The following is a 16,966-nucleotide window of genomic DNA, read 5'->3' as shown; positions in this document are numbered from 1 at the left end:
CTTCCAGCGTCGGCCTCACTCGCCGAGCGCGCGGGCCAGCTCGATCAACGTGCGCACGCCGGCGCCCGTGCCCCCGGCGGGGATGTCGCCGGAGGGCTCACCCAGGTTGTAGGCGGTGCCGGCCACGTCGAGATGCGCCCACGCCAGCTCCGCCGGGACGAACTTGCGCAGGAAGGCCGCCGCGAACGAGGCGCCGCCCGTGCCCTTGGGGCCGGTGGAGCGTACGTCGGCGATCTTGGACTTGAGCCCTTCCTGCTGCTCCTCGAGCAGCGGCAGGCGCCACACCCGCTCCCCGGCGACGGCGGCCGCGGTCAGCAGCCGCGCGGCCACGGCGTCGTCGTCGGTGAACAGCCCGGTGGTCTGCTCCCCCAGCGCCGACAGCACCGCCCCGGTCAGCGTGGCGATGTCGACGACCAGGTCCGGCTCGTCCTCCGACGCCAGCGCCAGACCGTCGGCCAGAATCAAGCGGCCCTCGGCATCGGTGTTGCCGTTCTCGACGGTCGTCCCGCCGCGCAAGGTCAGCACGTCACTGGGCCGGTAGGCGCTGCCCGACGGCATGTTCTCGGCCAGCGGCACCCAGCCGGTCACCCGCACCGGCAGCCCCAGCTCGGCGATCGCCGTGGTCGCGGCCACGACCGCCGCCGCGCCGGCCATGTCGTCCTTCATGTGCAGCATGCCGGCCTGAGTCTTGATGTCCAGGCCGCCCGAGTCGAACGTGATGCCCTTGCCCACCAGCGCGAGGTGACGCGTGGCACCCTCCGGCGCGTACCGCACGCAGACCAGGCGCGGGCCGCGCGCCGAACCCTGCCCCACCCCCAGAATCCCGCCCAGACCCTGCTCGGCCAGGGCGGCCTCGTCCAGCACCTCGGTGGTCACGCTTGCGACACCATCCGTGTACGCGGTGATGGCCGCCGCGAACGACTCCGGGTAGAGCAGGTTCGGGGGCTCGTCGGTCCAGGCCCGGGCGGCAGCGACCGCGTACGCGACGATCGTGCCCTCCGTGACGGCGTCGGCCTGATCGGTCACGATGTCGAGACGGGCGACCGGGGCGTCACGGGAGTCGGCGCTGACCGGCAGCAGGCGGGTGAGGACGCCGGCGAGGGCGCCTTCGGCGACGGCCTTGGCCTGGGTGGCGTCGGCCGGGGCGAGCGCGACGGCGACGGCCGGGTCGCCGTCGAAGGCCGCGATGGCCTTGCGGACACCGGCGGCGGCGGCGCGGCGCAGGACGGAGGCGGCGTCGGCGGGGGTGACGTTGCCGCCGAAGAGGTGAGCGGTGGACGCGTTCGCGGTTCCGCCGTCTGCGGAGTTGCCGTTCGCAGTTTTGCCGTTCGCAGTTTTGCCGTTCGCGGGGGCGCCGGCAGCGGAAGCGCTCCCACGGTCACCGCCCCCGGGGGATGAAGCTACGGGCGGCACGACGACAGCCACGATCGTCGGACCGGTCGCCTGCGGGAGCACCGCCGTGGCGAGCGGCTCCCGGGCACCGGCCGCGGCGACGTGAGCTGCGAGGCCGGCCGGAAGCTTCACGCCGGGCGCGCGCACCGGGCCGTCGCCGGTGACGCCGATCACGACAATGTCTGTCCGCGCTCCGACCCGGCGTACCGCGCGGGCGTGCGGAACGGTCGGCAGCAGCGCGGGCACGGCGGAGGGCTCAAGGGTCATACCGCCATCATGATCCTCGCGTGGTCCGGACGCCATGACGGCCCGGCGCCGGCTTCGCGGCTAGGGAAGCGGCGGCTGGAGGTCGTCGAGCCAGCTCAGCAGGCGGGCGCCCTCGCGGCTGACGATCTCCGGATCGTTCAGGACGTTGGCCAGGAGCGCCATGCCCTCGTAGCCGGCGAGCAGCGGGGCCACCGGCAACATCGGCCGGACAGTGGTGGAGCTGCTGTCGGGGGCGGACGAAGAAGTGGTGGCGGTGTCGCGCGGCGCCCGGCCCAAGCAGGCAGGCAATGTCCGCTGGGCCCGGGGGGACATCGGGGACGCCGCCGGCTTGCAGCCCGTTCTCGACGGGGCGCGCGCCGTGTTCCTCCTCGTCCCCGGCGAGCTCAACACCAGCGGAGAGGCTCCGGCCGTTCTGCTCGACGTGGTCGCCGGCGCCAAGCCCGAGCGGGTCGTGCTGGTCTCGTCGCAGATCGTCGGCACCCGGCCCGGCGCGGTGTCACACGCGCGCCTGGGCGAGTACGAGGCCGCCGTACGCGAATCCGGGCTCGATTTCACCGTCCTGCGCCCGGCCGGTTTCGCCTCCAACGCGTTCGCCTGGGCCGAGACGGTCCGCACCCGGCGGCGCGTGTACGCCCCGTTCGGCGATGTGGCTCTGCCCGTCGTCGATCCGGCCGACATCGCCGCTCTCGGCGCCGCCGCGCTGGTGGGAGACGGGCACGCCGGACGCACGTACGTCGTCACGGGCCCCGAGGCGATCACCCCGCGCGAGCAGACGGCGGCCATCGCCGAAGCCCTGGTTGAGGAAGTGACGTTCGCCGAGGTGTCCCGGGCGGACGCCCACGCCGGCATGACGCGGTTCATGGCGGAGGAGATGGCCGCCGGCTCCCTGGATGTTCTCGGCGCCCCACTCCCGGCCGAGCAGCAGGTCAGCCCCGACGTCGAGGCCGCCCTGCAGCGCCCGGCCGGCTCGTTCGCGGGCTGGGTCGCCCGGCACCTGCCGGCCTTCCGCTGAGACGAAGCCGCTCAGAGGCTCATTCCGGCGCGGCGCCACGAGGAGTGACGACCGGCCGCCGGAGGCGCGGGATCTGCCACGGGACGGCGCTGGACGCCTGCGGCAGCGCGAGCTGCTCCCGGGCGGCTTCCTCCTGCGTGCGGCTCGACAGCCCGATGGTGGCCGCGCGCAACGGCAGACCGGCGAGCGCCGCAACGACGTCGGGCGCGGTCACGGGCACCCCGCTCAGCACCAGCTCCCGCAAGGCCGGCGCGGACCGGACGGGGCCGAGGTCGGTCAGCCGCCGGAGGCCGTGCAGCTCCAGACGTTCCAGGCGGGAAAGTCCGGCCAGGTCAGGGAGACGAGTCAGCGCCGAGAGGGTGTCGAGGGTGAGACCTTCGAGCAGGGGCAGGTCGCGCACCGCGTCGGCGTCGGCCAGCGCGGTGTTGCGTTGCAGCTCCAGGAAACGCAGCCCGCGCAGGTCCGGGGCCAGGTCCAGCCGTTTCTGGCCGAAGGGTCCGAAGAGGGAGAGCCGCTCGATCGAGCCCCGGAAAGGCTTGCTGAACAGCTCGGCGAGCGGGACCCGGACCAGCCCGAGCTCGCGCAGCGACGGAAGGTCGGCGACCGCGTCGAGGTCGACGTAGGAGCCGCCCCAGCCGAGATCTTCCACGGCGGTCAACTGGCGCAGCGGCGCGAGGGAGGTCTTGCGCCGCGCGGTGTGCAGACTCAGCTCGAGCAGACTGTCGGCGACCGCGGCCAGGCCGTGCAGGTCGCGGACGTCCGGCCAGTCGACGTGCAGCCCGCGCAGGCCGGGCAGATGCTGGAGGAAGTCCAGGTCGGCGGCGGGGCTGCGCTCTCCGGAGTAGACGAAGACCCGCAGGGCGACCGTCGGCGAGCCGCTCAGCAGCTCGTTGAGGCGGGCGAACTCCGGGCCGGTCAGCGTGCCCTCCACCTGCACCACGATGGTCTCGGGCGGCAGCGGGCGCAGCATCTCGTCGGTGAGCGGATGTCGTACGGTTCGCCGCAGCGCATCGGCACTCATCCGGCCACCTTCCCAGATGTCGCCGCCGCCGTCAGCCCCGCCGGGCGCGGACGCGGCGACGGGACCGGGCCCGCCGCCGCGCGCATGTCATCGCCGGACGGTCAGGGTCGCCGTCTGCTCGGGGCCGACGTGGGCGACCTTGCCGGTGAAGGTCACCGGAGTGTTGGCGGACACGCGGCCCGTACGGATGGTCATGGTGTAGCGGGTCGCACCCGGCGGGACCGCCGACGAGCTGATGTTCGACGCCACGAAGGCGTTGCTGCTGGACAGGTTGACGATCAGGCCGTTGCGCGGGGCGGGGGCGCTGAACGTCAGGGTGGCGGTCGCGTTGTCGCCGCCCTTGACCGGGTTGGGGGCGACGGTCAGCTTGGTGAGGACCGGGGCCGGGGCGGTGGCGGTGAGGCGTACGCCGTAGCGGCCCGCGTCACCCTGGACCGTACGGGTGGTGATGACATTGTCCTCGGGATAGACCTCCTGGTCCGCGGTGGCCGCGCTGATCAGGTAGCGGCCCGCGTGCAGGGGCTCGGTGACGGCCAGGTCGCCGTCGATGCTGAAGGTCTGCGCCACCGAGCCGTCCGGGCCGGTGACCCCCACGCCCAGCCCGCCCGCGCCGGCGCCGTTGTTGGCCAGCTGGGCGCCGACATCAACCGCCTCGACCGTGTACGCCTGCCCCTCCACCGCCGTGAACGCGAAGTAGTCCACGTCGTTGGCGAAGGGCTTGCCGGGCAGCGGATCGCGCGTCTGACAGATGGCCCGGTGGACGGTCTCGCCCACCGCGACGGGCGCGGCGTTCTGCTGATTGTCGTCGATCTCGTACGCATCCGGCGCGCACGTCACGGCGGCCTGCGCGGCCCCGGCGGGCAGCAGCGCCGTGGTGGCCAGCCCGGTGACCAGCGCACCGAGGACGGCGAGGGAACGGGACATCGTGACTCTCCCTTGTGGGGGGATGTGGACGCCTCGAACCCTGCCGGAAACAAGGTTAATTGAATGCTAAAGCAACCCTAATGCGCCCCCTGCGCCCGATCGTGCTCGGGCTGCCGCTTGTCGCCGGTGTGCGGATCCCGCTCCTCGAGAGCCTGATCGGCGGGCTCCGGCACGACCGCCATCCGATCCACGTCGGCGGACCCGGGCCCGTCCTGGGTGGTGTACTCGGAGTACTGCTCAGGGTTGACGTCGCTCATGAAGATCCGGATACCCGCTGATGAGACGGTGATTCGCCGGCGGGCGGGAAAATCGGGCGGGAAGGCGGGACGGGACGGGGCGGCTTACAGTCGGGGCATGAGCGTCGACATCGAGGTCGTCGAGGACGTCACCGATGAACTGGTGAAAGCCTTCGGCCGGCTACTACCGCAACTGTCCGGGTCCGCGCTGCCGCTGGACGCCTCCGATCTGCGCGCCATGATCGGCCGGGAGGGCAACCGGCTGCTCGTCGCCCGGGTGGAGGGCGAGATCGTGGGCACGCTGACCCTGGTCACCTTTCCGATTCCGACCGGCCTGCGCGCGTGGATCGAGGACGTGGTGGTCGACGAGGCCGCCCGCGGGGCCGGCGTGGGGGCCGCGCTGACCAAGGAGGCCGTACGCCTGGCCCGCGCGGACGGCGCCCGGACGGTCGATCTGACGTCGCGGCCCTCGCGGGTCGAGGCGAACCGGCTGTACGAGCGGCTCGGCTTCTCCGTGCGCGACTCGAAGGTGTACCGGCTGCAGGAGTAAGGGTTGAGCGGTACAAGACCCTTACGGCAGCGTGACCGGCGTGGGATCTTATCGCTGGGTCGTGCTCGCGGTCGCCACGGTGACGCAGGCGTCGGCCGCCTTTTTCGTGCAGGGGCTCGGGGCGCTCGGCGTCCTGTTGCAACGTGAGCTGGGCCTGAGCGCCGCGCAGCTCGGGCTGCTCATGTCGGCCGCCCAGCTGGTGCCGCTGGCGGGGCTGCTGGTCGCCGGGGAGCTGCTGGACCGCTACGGCGAACGCTGGGTGGTCGGCGCCGGGGCCGGACTGGTCGGGGCGGCGCTGCTGACCGGCACACTCGCCCCGGGCTACGCGGCGCTGCTCGTGGTGCTGCTGCTCGCAGGCGCCGGATACAGCACTGTGCAGCCGGGCGGGAGCAAGTCGGTCGCGGCGTGGTTCGACTCGTCGCGGCGCGGGGTGGCGATGGGCGTACGGCAGGCGGGGTTGCCCCTCGGGGCCGCCCTCGCGTCGGCGTCGCTGCCCGCGGTGGGCGCGGCGTTCGGATGGCGGGCGACGCTCGGGGCCGGCGGCGTGGTGGCGCTGGCCGGAGCGGTCCTGTTCGCGGCGACGTACCGGCCGCCACCAGCGAGCGACCGGAAGACAGGTACAGCAGACGATCGGAAGAGCGGGTCGCGCAGGAGTCTCCTGTGGAACACTGCGCTCGCGTGCGGCGTGGCGCTGATCGCGGTGCAGTGCGGGATCGGGCTGCTGACCGTGCTGCACCTGCACGACAAGGCCGGCCTGTCCCCTGCCCGTGCAGCCCTCGTCCTGGTCGCGGCCCAAGGCGCGGGCGTCGCCGGGCGAATCCTGCTGGCGGCCCTCAGCGATCGGCGGCGCACCCGCAACCGCCAGAGCGTCGTCACGGTCAGCATGCTCGCGGTCCTCGGCGCGCTGATATTGCTCATGACCCCCGCCGGCTGGTCACCGATCGTGGCGACGGCGGCGTTCGTGTGGCTCGGCTTCTTCGGGATCGGCTGGTACGGCCCCTGGGTGGCCCTGGTGACCGAGGCGGCCCCGCCCGGGCGCACCGGCTTCGCCCTCGGCCTGGCGATGGCCGTCAACCAGGTCGCCATCGTGCTCGTACCGCCGGTCCTCGGGCTGCTGCGTGACACAAGCGGCGGATTCGTGGCGCCGTGGGGACTGCTCGCCGCCTTGATCGCCGCGGCCCTCGTGACCCAGATGGCCCGTACGACGGGTGGGGGCGTACCCCGGTCAAGAAGCCGGACCCGGACGACCTCGCTCGACCCGCGCCCGGGCGGCCGTTAGCCTCGCGGCATGCCCGAGCTGATCGCCCCCACCACCAGCCTGCACGCCGCCTTTCTGGACTGTCACGACGAGTGGGGCCCCGGCCTGCACGAGGACGGCTTCGGGCTGCGCGCCGGCGACGACGTGCGCTCCCCCGAGGGCTTCGCGGCGTGGGTGCGTGAGCTGACCGGGCGCACGCAGAGCACGCCGCGCTGGATCGTCGAGGACGGCCGGGTGCTGGGCGGGATCACGCTGCGGCACGTGTTCGACAACGAGAGAGGACACGTCGGGTACGGCCTGCGGGCCTCCGCCCGGGGTCGCGGCATCGGCAGCTGGGCGCTCGGCGAGATCCTCAAGGAGGCGCCGCCGACGATGACGCGGGTTCTCTGCGTGGCCGCGAACACCGCCTCGGCCCGCACGATCGAACGCAACGGCGGCGTCCCGGAGAGCGATACCGCGACCGGCCCGGTCCGCCGCTACTGGATCACGCTCTGACAGCGAGAAGCGGCGACAATCGTCGGCATGCGACCCGAGCCCGGCCAGGTGCTGCACTTCTCCGAGGATCCGACGATCACCCGCTTCCGGCCGCACGTCGCGGCCACCGCGCAACAACCGGAGGCGTACGTGTGGGCGGTCGACGCCGCCCGCGCGCCCGACTACTGGTTCCCGCGCCAGTGCCCGCGCGCCATGGCGTGGGCGGTCGGGGACCTGCTCGCCCTGCACGCCGAGGCGGGCATCCAGTTGCGCGTACTGCCCCGGCTCGGAGACTTCTGGCAGGCGGTCATCGCGAGCACCATGGAGTTCAGCGGCATCCGGCTCCGCAACGCCCTCACGACACCGCCGGAACCGCCGACTGCGGGTTGACTCCGGCAAAGGCGAGCGCGATCACGAATCCGGCGGCCTCTTCCCATTGCCGCGCCCGATCCAGTCCGCCGATCACGGCCGGGGTGGCGCCGACATCGCGTACGAGCGAAGCGGTGATCTCCAAGGCCCGGGCGTCGTCGCCGCACATCGCCACCGTCACCGGCGGGGAGGCCGCGAGCATCGGCGGCGTCAGCGACAAGGCCCTCACCGAGTCCCTGCACCGCCTCGTCGCCACCGGCCTCCTCGAACGCCACGCCTACGCCGAAGCACCACCGCGCGTCGACTATGCCCTGAGCCCGCTGGGCCGCACATTCGTCGAGGGCCCGATGCGTGCCCTCGCCACCTGGGTCACCCGGTACGGCGACGAGCTCCGCACCCCCTGACCACCCAGGCCTGGGTGGCGGAATGCGGCCCGTCCGGGATCCGCGTCAACGCGGTGAGCCCGGGCCCGATCCGGACGGCGCTGTGGCAGCGGCCTGAACGCCACGAACCTCGTCGAGCCAGAGGCGGCGCGTGAAACCGCCGCGCTCAGCACGCTTGCGGGCGGCGGCCTCCTCCACGTCGGCCTGCGTGAAGCCGAGGGCGGCGACCGTCAAGGCGGCAAGCACCTCATGGACGTCGGCGAGTTCGCCGAGGCGCGTGGCCGGGCCGGCCGAGGCGACCTCGTCGGCCTCCTCGTGCAGCTTGGCGATCAACGCAGGCAGCAGCTCGTGTGCCTTCAGCACTCGGACCTTCGCGGTCTGACCGTGGGCGGTGATGATTCCCGGAATGCGGTCACGCACCAGCTTGCCGTGAACGATCCTCTGCTCGTCGGACATCCCGCCATCCTCCCAAGGCGCGGCGCGGCGGTTGTACGGTCCGGCCATGACGTGGGAGATCGGTGACACGGTTCTGGTCCGGTACGGGCGCCTCGGCGTGGCTCGGTTCGTTCGCGTGGGCCGGGTGCTGGCCGACGACGCGGCCGGGCTGACGCTGTGGGTCGGCGAGGGGTGGCCGCAGGTCGAGTACGTGCTGCCCGACGGGCGGGATCTGCGCTCGATCCCGCTCGACCGGCGCTTCCGGGCCGAGCGGCAGCCCGCGATCACCACGTGGCGCGGGCCGGGCATCGTGCATCACATACCTGCGGCCGGCGACTGGTCGGTGTGGTGGTTCTTCGACGAGCAGGGCCGCTTCGCCGGCTGGTACGGCAACCTCGAATCGCCGCGCGTCCGGTGGGAGGACGACGGGGTCCGGGCGGTCGACACCTCGGACCGCGCGCTGGATGTCGTCGTGGCGCCGGACGGGACAGCCCGGTGGAAGGACGAGGACGAGTTCGCGGTGCTGACCGGTCAACCGGGCCGCTGGACCGCCGAGCAGGCGCCCGCCATCCGCGCCGACGGCGAGCACCTGATGCGCCTGGCGGCACAGAAGGCGGACGTCTTCGACGGGCGCTGGACCGATTTCCGCCCGGACCCGGCCTGGCCCGTGCCACAGCTGCCGGACGGCTGGGACGCGCCCCACCGCGCCCGGCCTTGACGCAACCATCCAATTGCCATACCTTCAGTGGCAACCGAATGGTTGCTACTTGAGGAGACGTCATGAGCTTTCCCGACCGCATCGAGCGCACGCTGCACCTCGCCCACTCCCCCGAGCGCGTCTGGGCGGCACTGACCACCGCCGAGGGGCTCGGCACCTGGTTCGGCCAGCGGGCCGAGGTCGACCTGCGCGTCGGCGGAGTGGCCAAGCTCAGCTGGGACAGCGGGGACACCGCCGCCCTGACCATCGAGCGGGTCGAGGCGCCGCGGGTGTTCGCGTACAGCTGGGAGATCCACGGGCTGCCCGCGGGTGACCCCCGGCGCACCCTCGTGGAGTTCACGCTGGAGCCCACCGGCGCCGGCACTACGCTGACCGTCGTGGAGACCGGCTTCGCGCAGGTGCCCGACGCCGACGCGCACCGCACGGCGTACGAGGGCAACACGCAGGGCTGGACGAACGAGCTGGGAGAGCTGGTCGCGTACCTCGATGGACAAGCCTGACCTGGAGCCGGTGGCGCAGGAGGTCTTCGCCGCCCTGGCCGACCCGAGCCGGCGCTCGATCCTGGCCGAGCTCGCGGCGCGCGGGCCGGCCACCGCGACGGATCTCGCCGCCCGGCTGCCGATCACCCGGCAGGCCATCGCCAAGCACCTGGGCCTGCTGGCCGACGCCGGCCTGGTGGTCGCCGAGCCGGGCGAGCGGCGCCGTGTCCGCTATCGCCTCGACTCGGCGCCCATGAAGGTGGCTCAGCAGTTCCTGGCCGCCCTCGCCCGCGACTGGGACGGCCCGCTGGCCGCCCTGGAGCAGCACCTCAGCTGATCACCCGGCGCCGCACGAACCGGCGCAGCGAGATCAACGCCGGCAGTAGGACGGCGGTGACCAGCATGGCGAGGACCCCGGCCACCAGGGACTGGTACTCGTCCCAGCCGGTGACGCGGCTGGTCCACGTGAGCATGGGCTCGACGTTGGACAGCCACATGGAGGTCAGCGCCGCCACCGGCGTGGCGAGGATCAAGAGGGTCCAGCCCCCGCGGGTACGCCCGGAGCGCGCGCCGAGCACCGCCGCGATCACCCCGGCGAGCAGCAGACCCACGCCCGCCAGGTGCAACGCGTACGTGGCCGGGAGCCGATAGGCGCAGCAGACCCCGTACGTCCCCTCGCCCGCGTCCCACATGCTGCCGCCGCCGAACCACAGCTCCGCGCCCGGGATCGGCACCTGCACCACCGCGGCCACCGCCGTGATCGCCGCGGCGACGATCGGGGCGAGGCGCGCCGCGCGGGACGCCGTGGCGGGCAGGGCGACGGCCACGGCCCCCACGACGGCCAGCGGGAACGGGATGAACATCTTCAGGTCCGGCACCGGGGCGTCCACGAGCCGCAGCACCGGGCCGACAATCACCAGTGCCAGCGACACGGCGGCGCCGATGCGGGCCACGCGCGCCGGGGCGACCGCGAACAGGACGGCGGTGACGAGCCAGCCGGCGAACGCGGTCGCGTACCAGGAGGCGACCGGGGCCTTGTTGACGAACTGCGCGGTGTCCGGGTGCAGCTCGAAGGCCACGACGAAATAGACCGACAGGGCGCTGAGCGCGGTGAGCGAGAACAGCGCCGCGGTGGGCAGGGCTTGCGCCAGACCACCCAGCCCGACGGTACGCAACCGCTCGCGCAGACCGCCGGCGATCAGGTCCACGGCGTCGGCGGCCCGCGGGCGCCCGCGGTCACTGGTCAGCTCGCGGTACATGTCGACCAGTTCCCGGCCCCGCTCGCGCCGGTACCGCCGCGGATAGGCGAAGAGCAGCCGCTCGTACGAGTCGCTCACGCGCGTACCCCCATGGCGAAGCCACCCAGCGTGCGCCGCTGCAAGCGGGCGCTGGCCGCCTCGACGTGCCGCCGCATGCGCTCGGTCTCGGCGCGCAGCGCGCTCTCACCCTCGGCGGTGAGCCGGAAGTAGCGGCGCAGGCGCCCGTCCACGACCTCCTCGCGGTCGCGGGCCACGTGCCCGTCGTCGGTGAGCCGGTCGAGGGCGCCGTAGAGCGTGCCCGGCCGCAGCGCGACGCGGCCGTCGGAGAGCCGGTCGACCTCGGCGATCAGCCCGTAGCCGTGCAACGGCCCGGCGGCGAGCGCCGTGAGGATCAGGAACGTCGGTTCCCGGAGGGGGTCAGTCATGGCGGCCAATATAGTGCCTGCGAATATATCTTCGTCACGAGGGTATGGATGGGGCTCCGGAACTCTCGCGGACGTGCAGCTCGGCCGGGAAGACCCGGCGCCAGTGCGGGGCCAGCTGCCCGTCGACCAGGGCGCGGGTCGCGGCGGCCGCCATCTGCTCGACCGGCTGGCGCACCGAGGACATCGGGGGCGTGGCGCAGGCGGCGATCAGGCTGTCGTCATAGCCGACCAGGGCCACGTCGCCGGGCACGCGACGGCCGGCGGCGGCGAGGGCCTGCGCGGCGCCGGCGGCCATCAGATCGCACGCCACGAACAACCCGTCGAGGCCGGGCTCCTCGGCGAGCAGGCGCTCGGTGGCCGCGTACCCGGCGGATCGGCAGAATTTGCCCCGCGCGAAGCGATCGGGCAGTCCCAGGTCCTGGACCGCCCGGCGGTGCCCCTCGCGACGCGCGTCGGCGCATGGATTGCCCTCCGGCCCGTGCACGGCGGCGACGTGGCGGCGGCCGGTGTCGTGCAGGTGGCGAACGGCGGCGTACGCACCGTGCTCGTTCTCCGTGCCGACGAAGGGCACCCCGGGCGCCGACGGCGTGAGCGACACCACCTTGTGACAACGCGCGTCGATCTCGGCGGCCAGCGCGGGCGCGATGTCGATCGTCACGATCCCCAGGCTCACTGTGTCGGCGATCCGCGCCAGCAGGGCGGGTGCGCCGGCTTCGTCGATCACGTGTACGCGCAGATGGGCATTGCCCCCGGCCAGCTCCTGCAGGATCCCGGCGGTCACGCGCCCGTAGTAGGGATTGGTGCTGTACCGCGACGGGTCGTCGATCACCACGAGCTCGACCAGGTCGCCGTGGCCCGAGGCGAGCGCCCGCGCCACCGGATCGGGCCGGTAGCCGAGGCGGGCGATGACCTCCCGGACGTGATCGCGGGTGCGCGCCGAGACGCCGGGCGCGTCGTTGATCACGCGGGAGACGGCGGCCTTGGACACGCCCGCGGTGGCCGCGACGTCGGCCAGCGTCGTTCTCCTTTGCGGCATCGACCGACTATAGAAGTCTCCCCGCGTTCGCGCGGCCCGGTCTCCGACTCTCCTCAGTGGAGCCGGCCGGCCCCGGTCCCTCGTCCTCGCGAGCGGCCCTCGCCCGCGCCAGCTTGACCGCCGCGGTGCCGATGACCAGGGCGGCGCCGAGGGCGTTGGCGCGGCGGGTGCGCACGGTCCGCTCCGGGTTGAGGGCGCTGGTCGTCAGCGCCCAGCCGCTCGCGGCGGCGATCGCGACATAGCCTCGCTTCTCGGCGGCGACGGCGGCCGAGAGGACCCCCGCCGCGGCGAGGACGGCACCGGCGGCGGCGCTGCGGCCCGTACGCGTGGTGGCCGCCAGCCGTCCGCGCCGGCGCACGGCGAAGACATTGACCACCGACGCCACCGCTGTCCAGCCCAGCAGCAGGCCGGTGCTGTGCGGGGCGATGCCCGCGGCCCGCGCCGGGACGTCTTCGCCGCGCTCCGGCTGCAACCGGCGGTGGGCCTGGGCGGCGAGACCGGCGGCGACGGGGAGGATCGCCGCGGTGTAACGGAAGCGGCCGGACTGGGCGGCCAGCGACCACAGGGCGTTCGTGGCGTGGGCCCCGGCGAGCCACCAGCCGTGGCGCCGGTTGACCGGGTCGGCCGGGCGGGTCAGATGCTGGATCGTGCCGGCCGCGCTGGACGCGAAGATCGGCCCCCAGATCGCGAAGGCGTAACTCGGCGGGGTGATGTCGGTGTCGAAGTCGTCGGCGCCCTCCTCGGTGCCGGCGAGCACCGGCCCGAGCGTGGGCACGAGCACGAGCGCGGCGGTCGAGGCACCGAGGACGGTGGCGCGGAGGCGATCGGACGAAGTCGGGCTCTCGGTCATCATTGACCTCCCTTTCCCTCACGCTACGCCTCCCGGGAGCACGCGGGCGCGGGCTCGGCGCGGGGGCCGTGGCGGGGCTGGCCCATAATTGGCCGCGTGCGTGGTGGGCGGGTGGCGGTTCTGGGCGTGACGATGGCGCTGGCCGGGGGGTGCGGCGCGGGCGTCGTGGGCTCCGACCGGCTGACGGCCGACTTCGCGGCGGAGGTGCGGATCGACGGATATCGCCGGCCGGCGACGCTCGGGGGTGACGGCGTCCGGGAGATCTACTTCGTCGGGCGCGGGGAGGATCCGGTCGCGCGTCTGCTCGTGCCCGGGTTCGGGCCGGGCCTGCAGCCGCCGGTGCCGTCGCTGCCGGCTTCGATCCCGGCGGATCCCTCGGATCGTCCCTCGGGGCCGCCTTCGTCGCTGCCCGGGGATGTGCCGCCGGCGCCTTCCTCCCGGCCGCCGACGCCTTCCTCCCGACCGCCCGCGGGCGAGGCTCGGGCCGGCCAGGTGCCGCCTCCTCCGGGCGGGCCGCGTTCCTCGGGCGGGGTCGGCGACCGGCCCGACGGGAGCACCGCGCAAGATCCCGTCATCATCGGCCCGGCGCCATCTGGGGCGCCTTCCGCGGGGCCGCCCAGCTCGGTGGGCGGGCCGTCCGCGGGCGGGGCGTCGGCGGGCGGGCCGTCGGCGGGGTCGTCGCCGGTCGGCGAGGTGCTGCTGGAGGCCGGCGAGCTGTCCTACCGCAACGCGTTGTGCTCGATCGAGCTGCTGCGCCTCGCCCCCGAGGCGATCACCACGCCGCAGCCGCTCGCCTCGCTCGGGGTGACGCCGATCGAGCTGGAGCGCTTCGCCGACGGCAAGACCGAAGTCATCCGGGCCACGGTGCGATGCGTGCTCCCCCCGGGAGTGGAGGCCGCCCCCGCGGCGACGCCCTCGTCCTCGGCGTCGGTGTCGGTGCCGCCGTCCGAGCCTGTTTCCCCGTCGGCGCCGGTGTCCCCGTCGCCGTCCTCGTCCGGGCCGGGTCGCCCGAGTGCCGAGGGGGCTCGCCCGTCGGGATCGCCGGCGCGCCGCTGACCGGCGCAAGGCCGCCCCGGCCGAAGTGGCCCCCCGGGGCTGGATATGGCTCCGGCGCGGCTGAGGACAGCATGGTCGTGGCAAGCCCCGCTCGCCGGACGCCGGGGGGAATGGATGTCGCCCGGCCGGGAAAGATGATCTTCCGGCGATCTGAGGAGAGACATGACCGACACCAAGCAACGCCTGCTCGACGGCACGCTCACCGTGCTCGGCGCGCAGGGCATCACCGGTGTCTCCGCCCGCAGCATCGCCGCCGCCGCCGGGGTGAACCAGGCGCTGGTGTTCTACCACTACGGCTCGCTCGACGTGCTGCTCGCCACCGCGTGCCGGGAGGCCACGAGGGACCGGGTCGCCGCGTACGCCGAACGCTTCGAGGCCGTCTCGTCGCTGCGCGAGCTGCTGCGGGTCGGCCGTGACCTGCACGCCGCCGAACTGCGCGCGGGCAACGTGTCGGTGCTCGCGCAGATGCTCGCGGCCGGGCAGCACGGCGGCCGGATCGCGGACACGACGGCCGAGGCGATCCAGCTGTGGGTCGACGAGATCGAGAAGGTGCTCGACCGGCTCCTCGCCGACTCCCCCGTCGCCGAGATCGCCGACATCCCCGGCCTGGCCCGCGCGGTGGCGGCGGCCTTCATCGGCGTCGAGCTCTACGAGGGCGTCAACCCCGAGGGTGCCGACCGGGCCCTGGCCTCGCTCGACCAGCTCGCGGTGCTGGTCGAGGTCGTCGACGAGCTGGGCCCCCTGGCCCGCCGGGCCCTCAAGTCCCGCATCAAGAAGGTCACCCGCTGACGATCAGGGCGTGTGGACCTTGTCGACCTTCACGGTGAGGAGGACGCGCTGCTCCTGGCCGCCGCCGAAGCCCGGGTACGGCCGGCCGAGGTACTTGTGCGACAGCTCGTCGATGTTCTCCCGCGCCCCCTCCGTCGTGGCCGCCACGACCGAGCCCCGCAGCGCCCACGACCGCGACGGCGCGGCCGGGTCGGCGATGCCCAGGGCGATCCGCGGGTCGCGCCGGACGTTGCGGGCCTTCTGATGGGTGTCGACCGTGTTGATGAGCACGTGCTCGCCGTCCGTGCCGGCCCAGGTCTGCGAGATCTGGGGCGACCCGTCGGGCATGATCGTGGTGACGAAGCAGATCGCCTTGGTGCGGAGGACGTCGAGCAGGGCGTCGGGCAGGGCCATGAAAGCGGAACCTTCGTTTCTGGTGGTGGAGGACCGGTCCCACTAGTGGTTGTAGAGCCGGTTGATCACCGTCTCGCCCGGCGGGTCGCCGGGCAGATCGGCGTGACGCAGGCCGGCCAGGGCGACCGTGAGGGCCCGGCGCCACAGCTGCGGAGCGAAGTCGCGGGAGGCGTCCATGACGCTGCCGACCATCACGTGCGCGGCGGCGAAGTCGGCGGGGGTCGCCCCGGCCGGCAGCTGACCCGCCTCGACGGCCCGGGCGATGAGCCCGGCGACCAGCGGGGTCATCCGCTCGTGGGCCCGCTGCACCAGCTCGGTCGCCTGGTTGCGGCGGCGCAGCAGCTCCCCCAGCCCCCGGCTCTGCGCCTCGATCTCCAGCTGCCGCTCGAGGAACCAGCTCAGCCCCGCCCACGCGTCCTCGTGCCGCGCGGCCTGCTCGGCCAGCCCGATCACGGTCTCGATGTGCTCACTGAACAGCGCGTCGAGCAGATCCCGCCGCTCCGGAAAGCGCCGGTAGATCGTGCCCATCCCGGTGCCGGCCGCCCGGGCGACGTCCTCGTAGGGCACGTCCAGCCCGCGCTCGGCCATCAGCTCGAACGCCGTGCGCAGCAGCAGCTGCCGGTTGCGCTCGGCATCGCGCCGCAGCGGCGGGGCTGACTCGATCACCCCTGCATCATAACTAAGTGGAAGATTTATTCCAAGTTGAAGATCCGTTCCACTCAGTGGCTACGCTTGGCCGCATGACCAACGCGGTGCGGCTGCTGCTCTGCAACGGCTGGCCCGGCTCGGTCCTGGAGTTCCGGGCGCTGATCGGACCGCTGACCGACCCGGTGGCACACGGCGACTCGGCGCGGACGCCTTGCCTTCCATGTCGTCGTCCCGGCCATGCCCGGCTTCGGCTTCTCCGGCAAGTCCGGGAGCACCGGCTGGGACGTCACCCGCATCGCCGGCGCCTGGATCACCCTGATGCGGCGCCTCGGCTACGACAGCTGGTTCGCCCAAGGCGGCGACTGGGGCGCGGCCGTGGCCGAGCAGCTCACCCGGCTTGCACCCGATCCCATCCGGGGCGTGCACTTCACCATGCCCCTAGTCTTTCCCACCCCGCAGGAGATGAGCGAGGCCACTGCGGAGGAGCAGCGGATCATGACGCGCGCCCAGCGCTACCTCGGCGAGCTCGACGCGTACGCCCGGGAGCAGGCCACCCGTCCCCCAGACGATCGGCTATTCGCTCGCCGACTCCCCGGCCCGGCTGGCCGCCTGGATTTACACCCTCTTCCAGGACGTCACCGACAGCAACGGCCACCCCGAAAAGGTCGTCGGCCGCGACGTGATCCTCGACGACATCATGCTCTACTGGCTGTCCAACGCGGCCGCCTCCGCCGCACGCCTCTATTGGGAGGACAGGCGGAACCCGGCCCTGGACCCGAGCCAAGTGGTGCCCAACCCGGTGCCCGTCGGGTTCAGCATCTTCCCCGCCGAGGCCGTCCGGGCGTCCCGGCGCTGGATCGAGCGGCGCTACCCGGCTGTGGTGCACTATGCGCAGCTCGATCGCGGCGGCCACTTCGCCGCCCTGGAACAGCCCGCCTCCTCACCGACCAGATCCGCACCACCTTCCGGTCCCTGCGGTCCGCCTGACCCGG

The 16,966-nt window shown here is 73.4% G+C and carries 25 protein-coding genes; 12 read left to right on the top strand and 13 right to left on the bottom strand.

Annotated features, from left to right (window positions below; all coding sequences use genetic code 11):
• Positions 1 to 15: 15 nt before the first annotated feature.
• Positions 16 to 1,659 carry a leucyl aminopeptidase gene (locus RAN62_RS30780; RefSeq protein WP_305788318.1) on the bottom strand — a complete coding sequence of 548 codons (1,644 nt, stop codon included), beginning with the start codon at positions 1,657 to 1,659 and terminating at the stop codon, positions 16 to 18.
• 60 nt (positions 1,660 to 1,719) lie between these two features.
• Entirely contained in the window at positions 1,720 to 1,860 is a 141-nt protein-coding gene (locus tag RAN62_RS30775; RefSeq protein ID WP_305788317.1) for a hypothetical protein, read from the bottom strand.
• A 10-nt stretch (positions 1,861 to 1,870) separates the two neighbouring features.
• On the opposite strand from RAN62_RS30775, the gene RAN62_RS30770 reads away from it, so the two are divergent.
• Positions 1,871 to 2,671: an SDR family oxidoreductase gene (locus RAN62_RS30770; protein WP_305788316.1), complete on the top strand. Its 801-nt coding sequence runs from the start codon at positions 1,871 to 1,873 to the stop codon at positions 2,669 to 2,671.
• Between the two features lie 19 nt (positions 2,672 to 2,690).
• On the opposite strand, the gene RAN62_RS30765 is transcribed toward RAN62_RS30770, so the two are convergent.
• The 3 genes from RAN62_RS30765 to RAN62_RS30755 all read right to left on the bottom strand — a co-directional run bounded on the left by RAN62_RS30765 (position 2,691) and on the right by RAN62_RS30755 (position 4,873).
• Positions 2,691 to 3,692 (bottom strand): leucine-rich repeat domain-containing protein, encoded by a 1,002-nt coding sequence (locus RAN62_RS30765; protein ID WP_305788315.1) that lies wholly within the window; start codon positions 3,690 to 3,692, stop codon positions 2,691 to 2,693.
• Positions 3,693 to 3,779: 87 nt separating this feature from the next.
• Positions 3,780 to 4,616, bottom strand: a complete 837-nt coding sequence (locus tag RAN62_RS30760; RefSeq protein WP_305788314.1) for a hypothetical protein — start codon at positions 4,614 to 4,616, stop codon at positions 3,780 to 3,782.
• A 77-nt stretch (positions 4,617 to 4,693) separates the two neighbouring features.
• Complete coding sequence (locus RAN62_RS30755; protein WP_305788313.1) at positions 4,694 to 4,873, bottom strand: hypothetical protein; 180 nt, start codon at positions 4,871 to 4,873, stop codon at positions 4,694 to 4,696.
• Positions 4,874 to 4,970: 97 nt separating this feature from the next.
• Here RAN62_RS30755 and RAN62_RS30750 point away from each other — a divergent pair, with 97 nt between their 5' ends.
• Genes RAN62_RS30750 through RAN62_RS30735 form a run of 4 tightly spaced genes read left to right on the top strand, consistent with a single transcriptional unit; the run spans position 4,971 to position 7,524 of the window.
• Positions 4,971 to 5,402 carry a GNAT family N-acetyltransferase gene (locus tag RAN62_RS30750; protein ID WP_305788312.1) on the top strand — a complete coding sequence of 144 codons (432 nt, stop codon included), beginning with the start codon at positions 4,971 to 4,973 and terminating at the stop codon, positions 5,400 to 5,402.
• Positions 5,403 to 5,442: 40 nt separating this feature from the next.
• Positions 5,443 to 6,681: an MFS transporter gene (locus RAN62_RS30745; RefSeq protein ID WP_305788311.1), complete on the top strand. Its 1,239-nt coding sequence runs from the start codon at positions 5,443 to 5,445 to the stop codon at positions 6,679 to 6,681.
• Positions 6,682 to 6,690: 9 nt separating this feature from the next.
• On the top strand, positions 6,691 to 7,155 hold the full coding sequence (locus RAN62_RS30740; protein WP_305788310.1) for a GNAT family N-acetyltransferase: 465 nt from the start codon (positions 6,691 to 6,693) through the stop codon (positions 7,153 to 7,155).
• A gap of 27 nt (positions 7,156 to 7,182) precedes the next feature.
• Positions 7,183 to 7,524 (top strand): DUF6886 family protein, encoded by a 342-nt coding sequence (locus RAN62_RS30735; RefSeq protein ID WP_305788309.1) that lies wholly within the window; start codon positions 7,183 to 7,185, stop codon positions 7,522 to 7,524.
• Here the strand turns inward: RAN62_RS30735 and RAN62_RS30730 are convergent.
• On the bottom strand, positions 7,490 to 7,648 hold the full coding sequence (locus tag RAN62_RS30730) for a hypothetical protein (protein ID WP_305788308.1): 159 nt from the start codon (positions 7,646 to 7,648) through the stop codon (positions 7,490 to 7,492). The two genes, RAN62_RS30735 and RAN62_RS30730, sit on opposite strands and share 35 nt — an antisense overlap.
• Between RAN62_RS30730 and RAN62_RS30725 the strand changes: the two genes are divergently transcribed.
• Complete coding sequence (locus RAN62_RS30725; protein WP_305788307.1) at positions 7,638 to 7,907, top strand: winged helix-turn-helix transcriptional regulator; 270 nt, start codon at positions 7,638 to 7,640, stop codon at positions 7,905 to 7,907. The two genes, RAN62_RS30730 and RAN62_RS30725, sit on opposite strands and share 11 nt — an antisense overlap.
• A gap of 45 nt (positions 7,908 to 7,952) precedes the next feature.
• On the opposite strand, the gene RAN62_RS30720 is transcribed toward RAN62_RS30725, so the two are convergent.
• Complete coding sequence (locus RAN62_RS30720; protein ID WP_305788306.1) at positions 7,953 to 8,342, bottom strand: nucleoside triphosphate pyrophosphohydrolase; 390 nt, start codon at positions 8,340 to 8,342, stop codon at positions 7,953 to 7,955.
• A 46-nt stretch (positions 8,343 to 8,388) separates the two neighbouring features.
• Here RAN62_RS30720 and RAN62_RS30715 point away from each other — a divergent pair, with 46 nt between their 5' ends.
• The 3 genes from RAN62_RS30715 to RAN62_RS30705 all read left to right on the top strand — a co-directional run bounded on the left by RAN62_RS30715 (position 8,389) and on the right by RAN62_RS30705 (position 9,855).
• Positions 8,389 to 9,039 carry a ribonuclease FAU-1 family protein gene (locus RAN62_RS30715; RefSeq protein ID WP_305788305.1) on the top strand — a complete coding sequence of 217 codons (651 nt, stop codon included), beginning with the start codon at positions 8,389 to 8,391 and terminating at the stop codon, positions 9,037 to 9,039.
• A gap of 62 nt (positions 9,040 to 9,101) precedes the next feature.
• Positions 9,102 to 9,539 (top strand): SRPBCC family protein, encoded by a 438-nt coding sequence (locus tag RAN62_RS30710; RefSeq protein WP_305788304.1) that lies wholly within the window; start codon positions 9,102 to 9,104, stop codon positions 9,537 to 9,539.
• Positions 9,526 to 9,855: an ArsR/SmtB family transcription factor gene (locus RAN62_RS30705; RefSeq protein WP_305788303.1), complete on the top strand. Its 330-nt coding sequence runs from the start codon at positions 9,526 to 9,528 to the stop codon at positions 9,853 to 9,855. The genes RAN62_RS30710 and RAN62_RS30705 overlap by 14 nt, the downstream gene beginning before the upstream one ends.
• On the opposite strand, the gene RAN62_RS30700 is transcribed toward RAN62_RS30705, so the two are convergent.
• Genes RAN62_RS30700 through RAN62_RS30685 form a run of 4 tightly spaced genes read right to left on the bottom strand, consistent with a single transcriptional unit; the run spans position 9,848 to position 13,088 of the window.
• Positions 9,848 to 10,855: a hypothetical protein gene (locus tag RAN62_RS30700; RefSeq protein WP_305788302.1), complete on the bottom strand. Its 1,008-nt coding sequence runs from the start codon at positions 10,853 to 10,855 to the stop codon at positions 9,848 to 9,850. The genes RAN62_RS30705 and RAN62_RS30700 overlap by 8 nt on opposite strands.
• Positions 10,852 to 11,202, bottom strand: a complete 351-nt coding sequence (locus tag RAN62_RS30695; protein ID WP_305788301.1) for a PadR family transcriptional regulator — start codon at positions 11,200 to 11,202, stop codon at positions 10,852 to 10,854. The genes RAN62_RS30700 and RAN62_RS30695 overlap by 4 nt, the downstream gene beginning before the upstream one ends.
• Positions 11,203 to 11,236: 34 nt before the next feature.
• Positions 11,237 to 12,238 carry a LacI family DNA-binding transcriptional regulator gene (locus tag RAN62_RS30690; protein ID WP_305788300.1) on the bottom strand — a complete coding sequence of 334 codons (1,002 nt, stop codon included), beginning with the start codon at positions 12,236 to 12,238 and terminating at the stop codon, positions 11,237 to 11,239.
• 7 nt (positions 12,239 to 12,245) lie between these two features.
• On the bottom strand, positions 12,246 to 13,088 hold the full coding sequence (locus tag RAN62_RS30685; protein ID WP_305788299.1) for a TspO-related membrane protein: 843 nt from the start codon (positions 13,086 to 13,088) through the stop codon (positions 12,246 to 12,248).
• A gap of 96 nt (positions 13,089 to 13,184) precedes the next feature.
• On the opposite strand from RAN62_RS30685, the gene RAN62_RS30680 reads away from it, so the two are divergent.
• Positions 13,185 to 14,144, top strand: coding sequence for a hypothetical protein (locus RAN62_RS30680; RefSeq protein WP_305788298.1), 960 nt, complete (start codon positions 13,185 to 13,187; stop codon positions 14,142 to 14,144).
• Positions 14,145 to 14,306: 162 nt separating this feature from the next.
• Positions 14,307 to 14,933 carry a TetR/AcrR family transcriptional regulator gene (locus RAN62_RS30675; RefSeq protein WP_305788297.1) on the top strand — a complete coding sequence of 209 codons (627 nt, stop codon included), beginning with the start codon at positions 14,307 to 14,309 and terminating at the stop codon, positions 14,931 to 14,933.
• Positions 14,934 to 14,936: 3 nt separating this feature from the next.
• Here the strand turns inward: RAN62_RS30675 and RAN62_RS30670 are convergent, their stop codons facing one another.
• A complete protein-coding gene (locus RAN62_RS30670; RefSeq protein WP_305788296.1) occupies positions 14,937 to 15,326 on the bottom strand; it encodes a PPOX class F420-dependent oxidoreductase in 390 nt (129 codons plus the stop codon).
• A 42-nt stretch (positions 15,327 to 15,368) separates the two neighbouring features.
• Positions 15,369 to 15,992 carry a TetR/AcrR family transcriptional regulator gene (locus tag RAN62_RS30665; RefSeq protein WP_305788295.1) on the bottom strand — a complete coding sequence of 208 codons (624 nt, stop codon included), beginning with the start codon at positions 15,990 to 15,992 and terminating at the stop codon, positions 15,369 to 15,371.
• A 219-nt stretch (positions 15,993 to 16,211) separates the two neighbouring features.
• Between RAN62_RS30665 and RAN62_RS41265 the strand changes: the two genes are divergently transcribed.
• Positions 16,212 to 16,961, top strand: a complete 750-nt coding sequence (locus RAN62_RS41265) for an alpha/beta fold hydrolase (RefSeq protein WP_369077217.1) — start codon at positions 16,212 to 16,214, stop codon at positions 16,959 to 16,961.
• The last annotated feature ends 5 nt before the right edge of the window (positions 16,962 to 16,966 follow it).

The organism is Symbioplanes lichenis (assembly GCF_030709675.1).
In the GTDB taxonomy this organism is placed as follows: domain Bacteria; phylum Actinomycetota; class Actinomycetes; order Mycobacteriales; family Micromonosporaceae; genus Actinoplanes; species Actinoplanes lichenis.
Note: the sequence above shows the minus strand (reverse complement) of the source record. Positions and strands in the feature narration are given on the sequence as shown.

What these genes read in the sequence shown, in the direction of transcription:
- RAN62_RS30670 (WP_305788296.1), bottom strand. Translation starts at nt 15,326, where the DNA reads ATGGCCCTGCCCGACGCCCTGCTCGACGTCCTCCGCACCAAGGCGATC.
- RAN62_RS30755 (WP_305788313.1), bottom strand. Translation starts at nt 4,873, where the DNA reads ATGAGCGACGTCAACCCTGAGCAGTACTCCGAGTACACCACCCAGGAC.
- RAN62_RS30705 (WP_305788303.1), top strand. Translation starts at nt 9,526, where the DNA reads ATGGACAAGCCTGACCTGGAGCCGGTGGCGCAGGAGGTCTTCGCCGCC.
- RAN62_RS30715 (WP_305788305.1), top strand. Translation starts at nt 8,389, where the DNA reads ATGACGTGGGAGATCGGTGACACGGTTCTGGTCCGGTACGGGCGCCTC.
- RAN62_RS30685 (WP_305788299.1), bottom strand. Translation starts at nt 13,088, where the DNA reads ATGACCGAGAGCCCGACTTCGTCCGATCGCCTCCGCGCCACCGTCCTC.
- RAN62_RS30740 (WP_305788310.1), top strand. Translation starts at nt 6,691, where the DNA reads ATGCCCGAGCTGATCGCCCCCACCACCAGCCTGCACGCCGCCTTTCTG.
- RAN62_RS30690 (WP_305788300.1), bottom strand. Translation starts at nt 12,238, where the DNA reads ATGCCGCAAAGGAGAACGACGCTGGCCGACGTCGCGGCCACCGCGGGC.
- RAN62_RS30710 (WP_305788304.1), top strand. Translation starts at nt 9,102, where the DNA reads ATGAGCTTTCCCGACCGCATCGAGCGCACGCTGCACCTCGCCCACTCC.
- RAN62_RS30735 (WP_305788309.1), top strand. Translation starts at nt 7,183, where the DNA reads ATGCGACCCGAGCCCGGCCAGGTGCTGCACTTCTCCGAGGATCCGACG.
- RAN62_RS30780 (WP_305788318.1), bottom strand. Translation starts at nt 1,659, where the DNA reads ATGACCCTTGAGCCCTCCGCCGTGCCCGCGCTGCTGCCGACCGTTCCG.
- RAN62_RS30720 (WP_305788306.1), bottom strand. Translation starts at nt 8,342, where the DNA reads ATGTCCGACGAGCAGAGGATCGTTCACGGCAAGCTGGTGCGTGACCGC.
- RAN62_RS30675 (WP_305788297.1), top strand. Translation starts at nt 14,307, where the DNA reads ATGACCGACACCAAGCAACGCCTGCTCGACGGCACGCTCACCGTGCTC.
- RAN62_RS41265 (WP_369077217.1), top strand. Translation starts at nt 16,212, where the DNA reads ATGCCCGGCTTCGGCTTCTCCGGCAAGTCCGGGAGCACCGGCTGGGAC.
- RAN62_RS30750 (WP_305788312.1), top strand. Translation starts at nt 4,971, where the DNA reads ATGAGCGTCGACATCGAGGTCGTCGAGGACGTCACCGATGAACTGGTG.
- RAN62_RS30765 (WP_305788315.1), bottom strand. Translation starts at nt 3,692, where the DNA reads ATGAGTGCCGATGCGCTGCGGCGAACCGTACGACATCCGCTCACCGAC.
- RAN62_RS30695 (WP_305788301.1), bottom strand. Translation starts at nt 11,202, where the DNA reads ATGACTGACCCCCTCCGGGAACCGACGTTCCTGATCCTCACGGCGCTC.
- RAN62_RS30775 (WP_305788317.1), bottom strand. Translation starts at nt 1,860, where the DNA reads ATGTTGCCGGTGGCCCCGCTGCTCGCCGGCTACGAGGGCATGGCGCTC.
- RAN62_RS30760 (WP_305788314.1), bottom strand. Translation starts at nt 4,616, where the DNA reads ATGTCCCGTTCCCTCGCCGTCCTCGGTGCGCTGGTCACCGGGCTGGCC.